Origin of the sequence: Kitasatospora sp. NPDC007106, assembly GCF_040634455.1 — a bacterium.
In the GTDB taxonomy this organism is placed as follows: Bacteria; Actinomycetota; Actinomycetes; order Streptomycetales; family Streptomycetaceae; genus Kitasatospora; species Kitasatospora arboriphila.
The window spans coordinates 1-1,446 of sequence record NZ_JBEYFP010001205.1; the positions used below are offsets into that span (position 1 = coordinate 1).

General features: G+C 77.7%; 2 protein-coding genes and 1 pseudogene. All 3 read right to left on the reverse strand.

Annotated features, from left to right (window positions below):
* Positions 1–355, reverse strand: a 355-nt coding sequence (locus ABZ641_RS37175; RefSeq protein WP_359988991.1) for an ALF repeat-containing protein, incomplete at its 3' end; no start/stop codon positions are given.
* Between the two features lie 102 nt (positions 356–457).
* Positions 458–847 carry a GntR family transcriptional regulator gene (locus ABZ641_RS37180; RefSeq protein WP_359988993.1) on the reverse strand — a complete coding sequence of 130 codons (390 nt, stop codon included), beginning with the start codon at positions 845–847 and terminating at the stop codon, positions 458–460.
* Positions 832–1,446 (reverse strand): annotated as a pseudogene (locus tag ABZ641_RS37185) (hypothetical protein); the annotation flags it as partial. The gene ABZ641_RS37180 and the pseudogene ABZ641_RS37185, both read right to left, overlap by 16 nt.

The following is a 1,446-nucleotide window of genomic DNA, read 5'->3' on the forward strand; positions in this document are numbered from 1 at the left end:
CCCGGACCCGGTTGTCCTGCGCCCGCAGCCGCGGGTAGTCGACGGTGAGGAAGTGCCGGCGGTCCTGCGGCGTTCCGGCGAGCGCCTTGGTGGCGGCCTCGCGGACGCCGCGGCCGGTCCGCGGGTCGGCCAGGATGCGCTCGATCTCGGCGCGGTCGGCCGCGTCCTGCTTGGCCGCGTCGTCGGAGGCGGGGTCGCCGGCCGGTGCGGGAGCCTGGTCCGAGGCCGGCGGCGCGTCCGACTGGGACCGGCCGGCCTGCAGTTCCTCGGCCGACGCTGGTGCGGCGGCGAGGGCGACAGGTGCGGAGACCGCTGCCACGAGCACGGCAGCGGCCAGCGAACGACGGATGTTCACGAATTCCCCCGGAATGATGATCAGACGTCACACCGTCTTCGCGGATCTTCACGCGCGACGGCGGATGTGATCGTACATCAATCATCTTGTATGTCGGCGAACTTACCCGTCCGGAGCCCCTCGGACGGGCCGCGGAGGCGGACCGAGGGCGGCCCGCACGAGGTCCAGCACCTCCTGGTCGGTCAGGCCCGACGCCCGCGCCTCGGCGACCAGGGCGTCGGCGGCCGCGCCGAGACGGGCCCGGCCCGGTGACGCGGCGTCGGTGATCTGCGCGCCGCGGCCGCGGCGCAGGTCGACCAGCCCCTCCTCGCGGAGGATCTGGTAACCGCGCAGCACGGTGTGCATGTTGACGTCGAGCGAGCCGGCGAGGGTGCGCGCGGGCGGCAGCCGGTCGCCGGGCCCCGCGGAGCCCTCGGCGACGGCGCGGCGGACGCAGGCGGCGATCTGCTCGGCCAGCGGCTGCGGGGAGGCCGGATTCACGCGGAAGAGCACGGGCGGTCCTCCCGGGAGCGCCGGACGAGGGCGTCGAGCAGCCCGGCGGCCGTGCCGGCGTCGGGGACGGAGACGGTGAACTCCCGTCCGTCGGTGAGCCGTACGGCGACGGCCTCGCCGGGTCGCAGCACCAGGCCGCTGCGCCCGGGCCCGGAGCGGTACCCCTCGTCGCCGAAGACCCCCGACCACCGGACCTCGCGGCGGTCGGCGGCGGCGATCCGCTCCAGCGGCAGCTGCACCCAGGGCCGGCGGACCAGCGGCAGCAGGACGGTCAGGCCGTTCCGGTCGACGGTGACCCGGACCCGGCCGGCGGCCGTGGTGAGCGCGCCGATCAGGGCGGCGGGCAGGGCCCCGGCGCCTGCCCCGGCGAGCAGCAGGACGGCGGCGAGCCCCAGCAGGGCGGGGCCGAGGGTGCCCAGCAGCGGCGAGCCGACCGTACGGGACCAGGAGGCGGACTCCCCGGCGGCGAGCTCGATCGGGGCGGGCGCCGGGGGAGCGGCCGCCCCGGCCGGTGCCGGGCGGACGACCGCGCCGCTCAGCAGCAGGCCGACGGCCGCCGCGAGGACGGCGCCGCCGCCGCAGAGGGCCGCGACGGTGCC